Annotated in this window: 8 protein-coding genes; 2 read left to right on the top strand and 6 right to left on the bottom strand. The window is 46.0% G+C overall.

The window, feature by feature from the left end; all coding sequences use genetic code 11:
* Nucleotides 1-147: 147 nt before the first annotated feature.
* The 6 genes from G4V62_RS07230 to G4V62_RS07205 all read right to left on the bottom strand — a co-directional run bounded on the left by G4V62_RS07230 (nucleotide 148) and on the right by G4V62_RS07205 (nucleotide 5,158).
* Nucleotides 148-954 (bottom strand): flagellar hook-basal body protein, encoded by an 807-nt coding sequence (locus G4V62_RS07230; protein ID WP_165200699.1) that lies wholly within the window; start codon nucleotides 952-954, stop codon nucleotides 148-150.
* Between the two features lie 14 nt (nucleotides 955-968).
* Complete coding sequence (locus G4V62_RS07225; RefSeq protein WP_165200697.1) at nucleotides 969-1,781, bottom strand: flagellar hook-basal body protein; 813 nt, start codon at nucleotides 1,779-1,781, stop codon at nucleotides 969-971.
* 17 nt (nucleotides 1,782-1,798) lie between these two features.
* Entirely contained in the window at nucleotides 1,799-2,833 is a 1,035-nt protein-coding gene (locus tag G4V62_RS07220) for a rod shape-determining protein (protein ID WP_165200695.1), read from the bottom strand.
* A gap of 287 nt (nucleotides 2,834-3,120) precedes the next feature.
* Nucleotides 3,121-3,402, bottom strand: a complete 282-nt coding sequence (gene spoIIID / locus G4V62_RS07215; RefSeq protein ID WP_165200693.1) for a sporulation transcriptional regulator SpoIIID — start codon at nucleotides 3,400-3,402, stop codon at nucleotides 3,121-3,123.
* Between the two features lie 757 nt (nucleotides 3,403-4,159).
* On the bottom strand, nucleotides 4,160-4,327 hold the full coding sequence (locus G4V62_RS07210) for a hypothetical protein (protein WP_165200690.1): 168 nt from the start codon (nucleotides 4,325-4,327) through the stop codon (nucleotides 4,160-4,162).
* A gap of 369 nt (nucleotides 4,328-4,696) precedes the next feature.
* The gene (locus tag G4V62_RS07205) at nucleotides 4,697-5,158 is read right to left on the bottom strand and encodes a hypothetical protein (protein WP_165200687.1); all 462 of its coding nucleotides are present in this window, start codon (nucleotides 5,156-5,158) and stop codon (nucleotides 4,697-4,699) included.
* 424 nt (nucleotides 5,159-5,582) lie between these two features.
* On the opposite strand from G4V62_RS07205, the gene G4V62_RS07200 reads away from it, so the two are divergent.
* Nucleotides 5,583-6,827, top strand: coding sequence for a DNA polymerase IV (locus G4V62_RS07200; protein WP_165200684.1), 1,245 nt, complete (start codon nucleotides 5,583-5,585; stop codon nucleotides 6,825-6,827).
* Nucleotides 6,824-7,162 (top strand): YolD-like family protein, encoded by a 339-nt coding sequence (locus G4V62_RS07195; protein WP_165200681.1) that lies wholly within the window; start codon nucleotides 6,824-6,826, stop codon nucleotides 7,160-7,162. Before G4V62_RS07200 ends, G4V62_RS07195 begins: the two co-directional genes overlap by 4 nt.
* Nucleotides 7,163-7,183 lie beyond the last annotated feature (21 nt).

Here is a 7,183-nt window from a genome sequence, read left to right as displayed (position 1 = left end):
CTGCTCTGGTGATGCTTTCTTTTTCTCCAAGGATTTATATTCTTGGCGCGTGCTCGGCTTTTTCGTTACGACTTCAGTCTTATAGCCTGTCATCAAAAACACTCCTTCAACGTCTTGCTTATGTACGCATGCTGTTAATGAGCCCATTCATTGATCGGCAATCGAGATGGAACGTGAGTTCATTTGATAGGCTCTTTGGGCCTTCATCATATCTGTCAGCTCTTGACTCAAATTCACATTTGACCCTTCTAGTGAACTTTGAATAATGCTTCGGTTTTCAGCCGCTACATTCGCAATCACTTGTCCTTCATCTACGCCAAGTGCCCCTAAATCAGGTAAGGACAGACGCCCTGACTCTGCAGTCATCAATTGGGGCTTTAATATTTCAGCTACGCCTACTTGCTGCATATGTGTTTCTTGCTCTCCTGAAGGCAATGTATAAAGCACCGTTCCGTCTTCTCTAAATGTAATTTCTGAGGCGTTTTCAGGGAGTTGAATCGGTGTTCCATTGCTATCTAAAACACGACTCCCATCAGATGTAACGAGATAAACTTGCCCCGCTGCACCTGGTGACGTATAAAAGTTCCCTTGACGTGTAAATTGAACGTCAGTACCTGCATCAGTGACGACTTCCACTCTAAAATACTGGTTTTCCGTTCCGAGCGCAAGGTCAAGTTCACGTTCAGTTTGTTTTAATTGCCCTGGGGCAGTGTTCATAAACGTATCCGTCAGTCTCGCTCCATTGCCGAGCCGGATCCCTTCTGGTGTGACGCGACCTACTTCTGCCCCGACATTTCGCTGATTATCCATCTGCTGACTGAGCAATTCATTAAAACGGCCGTGGCGCGCTTTGTACCCAGTCGTATCCAAGTTCGATAAGTTGTTTGCGGTGAGGTCCATCTGTTGCTGCAATTGCGTCATCGTAACAAGTGCGTTATTTGTAATTCGATACATTTTGTGCAGCTCCCTTAACCGATTTTTCCTACGTCATTAACCGCCTTGCCCATGCTCTGGTCATATGCACGAACAACCCGTTGTCCGGCTTCAAACATGCGGTATGCCTCCATCATGCCGGTCATCGTTTCGTTCAAGTTAACATTAGATCGTTCAACCGAGCCTTGGAGCACTGAAAACCCTACCGTTGCTTGCGCAAGCGCACCGCCTTCTGCACGCCATAAACCGTTTCCTTCACGTACAAGCTCGGCTTGAGGATCGGCGCTGTATGCCATATTCAACGTGGATACATTTCCTGCGCTGTCCGTCACCACGCCGTCCGAACTCACTTGAAAGGACCCCGGGGCAACCTGAATTGGCGCGTTTTCCGTGTTTAATAGATAGCGCCCTTCCGCAGTAACGAGAAAGCCGTCTCCGTCAACCTGAAGGCTTCCGTTACGAGTGTACCTTGGCTCGCCTGCTTCATTCTGCACAGTAAATAACACCGCTCCAGCTTCATCAGGCAGAGAATCATGATGAAAAATAGCCAAGTCAACATCACGACCAGTTTCTTCAATGTCTCCTTGTGAAAACATAGGCATTGTTTCTTGTAAGTAAACACCCGTGTTTAAGGCACCTACTGGTGTGCGGGTTGGGAGTTGCCGATTCATGACCGGATGCTGTTTCTCACCCATCCGCTCTAAGAGCAATTCAGGAAAAGCACGCAAGGCACCCTTGTCTGTTTTGTAGCCTGGCGTGTTCACGTTGCTCAAGTTGTTGGACATCATCTCTAGCTGACGCTGCTGAGCTACCATAGAGGAAGCGGCGGTATAAAATCCCTTAAACATAACTGCAAAGCCCCTTTTTAATAAAGTTTCTTTGAGCATCCATGCTCCTTCTTAGTTGAAATATCGCTGCGGTATTTTTCAATCGATTCCAAAATCATGCCTGTGCCTTGTGCAACACAGTCCATTGGATTATCGGCAATAAACACGGGTACTTTTAGCTCTTCCGCCAACAATTGATCAATACCGTGAAGGAGAGCCCCACCGCCAGTCAGAATGACACCACGGTCAATGATGTCTGCTGAAAGCTCTGGAGGCGTCCGTTCAAGGACCGCTTTAGAGGCTTGTACAATCATGTCGACATGCTCACGCAACGCTTCTTCAATTTCATCGGAGTACACGGTGATGGTGCGAGGCAGACCATTGACTAAATCTCGTCCACGAATATCCATTTCTTCCTTACGTGATCCTCTGAATACAGTAGCAATCTTCATTTTTATGTCTTCTGCTGTTCGTTCACCGATTAAGAGCTTGTATGTACGTTTAATGTGCGCTAAGATTTCCGCATCGAGCCGGTCACCCGCCATTTTAATCGATGAAGAGGTCACAATATCTCCCATGGAAAGTACCGCAACATCTGTTGTTCCGCCCCCGATGTCAACAACCATATTTCCACTAGGCTGATATATTTCCATACCTGCGCCAATGGCCGCGACTTTCGGCTCTTCCTCAAGAAATATTTTTTTCCCTCCGCTTTTCTCCGCTGCTTCTCTGATGGCTTTTTGCTCCACAGAAGTAATGTTCGTAGGGCAGCAAATTAACATTCTTGGCTTCGATAAGAAGCCTTTCACATTCGTTTGATGAATAAAATGCCTTAGCATCATCTCAGTAATGTCAAAATCTGCGATCACGCCATCCTTAAGAGGACGGTGCGCCACAATATGTCCTGGTGTCCGCCCGACCATCCGCCGTGCTTCTTCTCCTACAGCTAACGCCCGACCTGTCTGTGTATCAACCGCCACGACAGATGGTTCGTTTAGCACGATGCCTTTCCCCTTTACGTGGATCAGTACATTCGCTGTACCTAAATCAATGCCGATATCTCTTGCAAACATGAGTGCACAAGGCCTCCCCGCTTCTCTTAAATACAATCTCAGTCTATACCTTTCTAATCATTTATTGTAGCACATTCTGGCAAAGAAAAGGATAGATCACTAGATGTTTATCAATGTAATGATGGCTTTCTTAAATTGCAAAAAAAATAGGCCCCCCGCCAGTGCCTCGTCCGGTCGTGAGCGCTTCAGTTTATTGTGTGTACATCTAGAGAAAAATACACTATATATCTTCTGCTGCTCATACACAAGGTACTGGCCTACCTACGAAAGGAGCTTGTGATATATCACTATTTAATAAGCTCTGGGATATTCGGCTCATTCGCATCTTTTAAATACTTGAGCTTTGTCGCTTCTCCTCCCCGTAAATGGCGGATTGATTTGTGGTAGTCCAAAATCACCTTAACTTCATTGGCCAGCGCTGCGTTTACTTCCGGCAAACGTTCAGTCAAATCCTTGTGTACCGTGCTTTTCGAAACCCCAAACTCTTTGGCGATGACCCTTACAGTCTTTTTCGTCTCCACGATATATTTTCCAATCTTGATGGTCCTCTCTTTGATGTAATCGTGCACACCACTCGCCTCCCTGAATTGGATGTGAGAAGCGTGAAATGAGACGTTGTGAACCTCTCAGAAGACTCCCCGCATCGTGATGATGTGTATTGGTTGACACCTTCTTAGACCTTTCACTGGTTCTCACCTCAAACACTCTCTTTGCTGGTTGATAAACTGTATGTGACGCTTGATTTGTTTATTCCAAAAATCCAGAGAGGACAAGGCTTCTTCGCGTTTTTCAGCAAAAGCAAGCCGGTCAGCGGATAATCTTTTTCCACGTCAAAAAGGCTGTCGCTTACACGGACAGCACTCATATATTTGAATATGATGTTATTTATCCACTTTTATGTCGTCTTCACGGATAATAAGATGACCTAACATCAATTGGACAAAACTTTACACTAAAAACACCAGCATACATTCAAGTCGGCCAGTTATTTGCAATTTGGAGCAAAAAACTCACATAGACATTTTTTAAAGAGGACGAGCGAAATAAGCAACGACCGATGAGAGCGTTTGTCAACAGCTTAAGCTGACTTGAAAGCGCTCGCCAGACCAGGCGCGAAGTTGAACGAAGACTCGAATAGAATTTTTAGTTCATGGGAGGACGAGTGAGACAAGCAACGACGGATGAGAGCGTTTGTCAACAGCTTAAGCTGACTTGAAAGCGCTTGCCAGACTAGGCGCGAAGTTGAACGAAGACTCGAATAGAATTTTTAGTTCATGAGAGGACGAGTGAGACGAGCAACGACGGATGAGAGCGTTTGTCAACAGCTTAATGACTTCTCTTTTGTTCACGACTAAGCACCTTTTCTATCAAAATAATCCGCCGTGTTTGACAGCGCTTCCATAAATTAAAATCACGACTGTTGCGTAACACGGAGTGGATCTCCTCCCACTCCTTCCGTTCCTGTTCGGTCAAATTTAGCCATTGTTGTGTCATGTTTCCCACCCTTTGGTCATTTTCTTCTGTGTTGACAGCCTGTCCAAATAAAGACATTTTAAACCGTTCAATGCATAGACATCGATTTTTTAGGTGGCTGCGCTTATTGTTTGAAAAAAGTAGAGAAGGCACCGAGTGCAGTAGACAGAAGAGCAGATGAAAAGGACAGGAGCGTACATTTACAGACATAGACATCGCTCTATGCATATATTTCACAGAACGATCGTTATACCAATGACTGGACGAATTTAGGAGAGAGAAAAAAAGCATTAATGGAGAAGAGCGAAATCTATTTTCTTCATCACTGTCAAACTGACTGTGCAGGAAGCTCTTGTCATTTTTTCATTCTTTATAAAAAATACGCAAAGCCTAGGCGTCTATGTGTTTTTTGTTTTGCGAGCCAGAGGAATCGTTATTTTTAAACCATCCTTTGACCGCTTTTTTAAAACGGAGCTGAGAGCGTGCCGCTTTTTTCTGCCATATGATTCTTAAACCTCTCCAAGCCCAATAAGGGAGCTCAAGCGTGATAAATAATATGATTGCTCCGACTACGATTGAGGCGACAAAAGGTCCGACATGGATGGATGTCTCATATGTCAACGGATTATACATGGCTGCTTCAAATGGAAAATAGTTTGGCGGGGGTAATATCATCACTTCTTGATGTAAAAATGGGAATGGGAAGCCGAATGCCGCCGAAGCCAATTCCTCGTTTGAGCCAAAGGACTGCTTTTTCAGGATTGGTGTAATTAAAACAATAAAAAAGGCGATCGGTAAACAGCATAACGCGACGATGATATGACGAAATAGCTTGATTTTATGTTGCTTCACGAGCCCCTTCCCCCTCCTTTTTATGGACAAAATGTCTGCTTGCTCTGAATGGGGCAGATCACATAGTAGCTTCTTAAGGGAGCTAGACATTTCCTATTGATATCATGCTCGCCGGCTCAACGTCTCCGCTCTCGAATAACGAGTGGACGACGTTTCATCTGCGCCTTTAAATCGACATACCTACGTTCTTTTGGCAATTTTTGCATTGGCGCCACGACGCCACTTCCCAGGGAGTCAAAGTTATCGCATCAGTTTTTTTGATCCACTCATCGTCCATTTCCACTTATTGATTCCTCTCAAACACAGACAATTTTAAGTATATGAACTGACGACCTGTTTGATTCACAATATTTACCTCTTTATAAAGAACGTTTGTTCGTTTATACTATAGAACAAACGTTCTTAATATGAAAAGGGGATACTTATGACAAAAGTAGCTGAAACGGTCATCTTTCTTGTCGATATTCAGTCATTTTATGCCTCTGTTGAACACGCCGAACGCCCTGAGTTACGCGGGAAGCCCCTCGTCGTGTCCGGAGACCCGCAACGCCGAAGCGGTGTCATTTTGGCAGCTTGCCCCCTGGCGAAAAAAAAAGGCGTTCAAAATGCGGAGCGCCTCTTTGAAGCTTTGCAAAAATGCCCAGAAGCGACTGTCGTCAAACCGCGGATGCAAAAATACCTTGATGTGTCCATGCAAATCACGCGCATTTTGGAAGAATTCACTGATCAAGTAGAGCCTTATTCGATTGATGAACAATTTATGGATGTCACTGCAAGTCAACGATTATTCGGGGAACCTGAAGAGATGGCGACTCAAGTTCAACAACGGATCGCTCAAGACACAGGCGTGTATGCCCGGATCGGGATTGGGCACAACAAAGTCATGGCAAAAATGGCTTGTGATAACTTCGCTAAAGCTTCCCAAACCGGTCGTTTTCACTTGCACCAAGGGAACTTGCAAACGAAGCTGTGGCCGCTTCCTGTCGGCGCTGCTTTTGGTGTCGGCCGCCGCATGGAACGACATTTAAAGCGTATGGGGCTGCGAACGATTGGGGCACTAGCGAATTACCCTCTCCCCTATTTGAAAAAACGCTGGGGGATCAACGGGCACGTTCTTTGGATGACTGCGAATGGGATGGACGCCTCCCCTGTTGTCACCCGCTCACATGCCCGCGCGCAAAAAGCCATCGGTCACGGGATGACGTTGCCACGCGACTACCATTCGTGGCAAGACATCAAAGTCATTATTCTGGAGCTTTGCGAGGAAGTTTGCCGGCGGGCTAGAGCTTCCGGCGTCATGGGCTTAACCGTCTCCGCAGGAGCTCGTGGTGCTGATTTTGATGCTCCTAGCGGCTTTCATCGCCAACAAACACTCACTGAAGCAACCAATTACACAATGGATGTGTATAACGCCGCGCTCGACCTGTTTCGCACATTTTGGGATCGTCGCCCGATCCGCCAGGTTCATATTAGCCTTTCACAGCTACAAAGCGACCAAGTCTGGCAGCTGAGCCTTTTTCAGGATCGGGAAAAGCAATTTAAGCTTGGGTATGTGATGGACGACATCCGTGACCGTTTTGGCCCGATCTCTATTATGAGGGCTTCTTCTCTAACCCAAGCCGGGCAAGTCAAAGACCGCGCGAAGAAAATAGGAGGACATTACCGATGAACAATCGCTTACAACGAGGCAATCTACTTTGGGAGGGGAGCCGTATGTTTCTTCCAGAGCATAAACGAGCATTACTGGAGCATCGGAAGACGATTAGTCAGCCTGATCCCCCTCACCCGCCAGACGAGCAGCAGTTAGAAGCTTGGCATTACATCGTCGATGAAGCCATTGCAACCGGGCGCACTGTCCGCTTTACACTTTTTCAAAATGGCTTCTTTACTGAACAAAAAGGGCAAATGATCGGAATCAGTACCGAACGCATTCAGTGCCAATCTATCACTGGCGACATATTTTCAATTCGATGGCAACGTATCGCAAAAATTGAATGGGCATAGCTGGGCACAACCTATGATACA

The sequence above is a fragment of the Litoribacterium kuwaitense genome (assembly GCF_011058155.1).
GTDB classification, from domain to species: Bacteria; Bacillota; Bacilli; order Bacillales; family DSM-28697; genus Litoribacterium; species Litoribacterium kuwaitense.
This window is presented reverse-complemented; position numbering and strand designations above follow the sequence as displayed.

Excerpts from the sequence above, each read along its gene's own strand:
- G4V62_RS07195 (WP_165200681.1), top strand. The coding sequence starts at position 6,824 with ATGAACAATCGCTTACAACGAGGCAATCTACTTTGGGAGGGGAGCCGT.
- G4V62_RS07225 (WP_165200697.1), bottom strand. The coding sequence starts at position 1,781 with ATGTTTAAGGGATTTTATACCGCCGCTTCCTCTATGGTAGCTCAGCAG.
- G4V62_RS07210 (WP_165200690.1), bottom strand. The coding sequence starts at position 4,327 with ATGACACAACAATGGCTAAATTTGACCGAACAGGAACGGAAGGAGTGG.
- G4V62_RS07200 (WP_165200684.1), top strand. The coding sequence starts at position 5,583 with ATGACAAAAGTAGCTGAAACGGTCATCTTTCTTGTCGATATTCAGTCA.
- G4V62_RS07220 (WP_165200695.1), bottom strand. The coding sequence starts at position 2,833 with ATGTTTGCAAGAGATATCGGCATTGATTTAGGTACAGCGAATGTACTG.
- G4V62_RS07230 (WP_165200699.1), bottom strand. The coding sequence starts at position 954 with ATGTATCGAATTACAAATAACGCACTTGTTACGATGACGCAATTGCAG.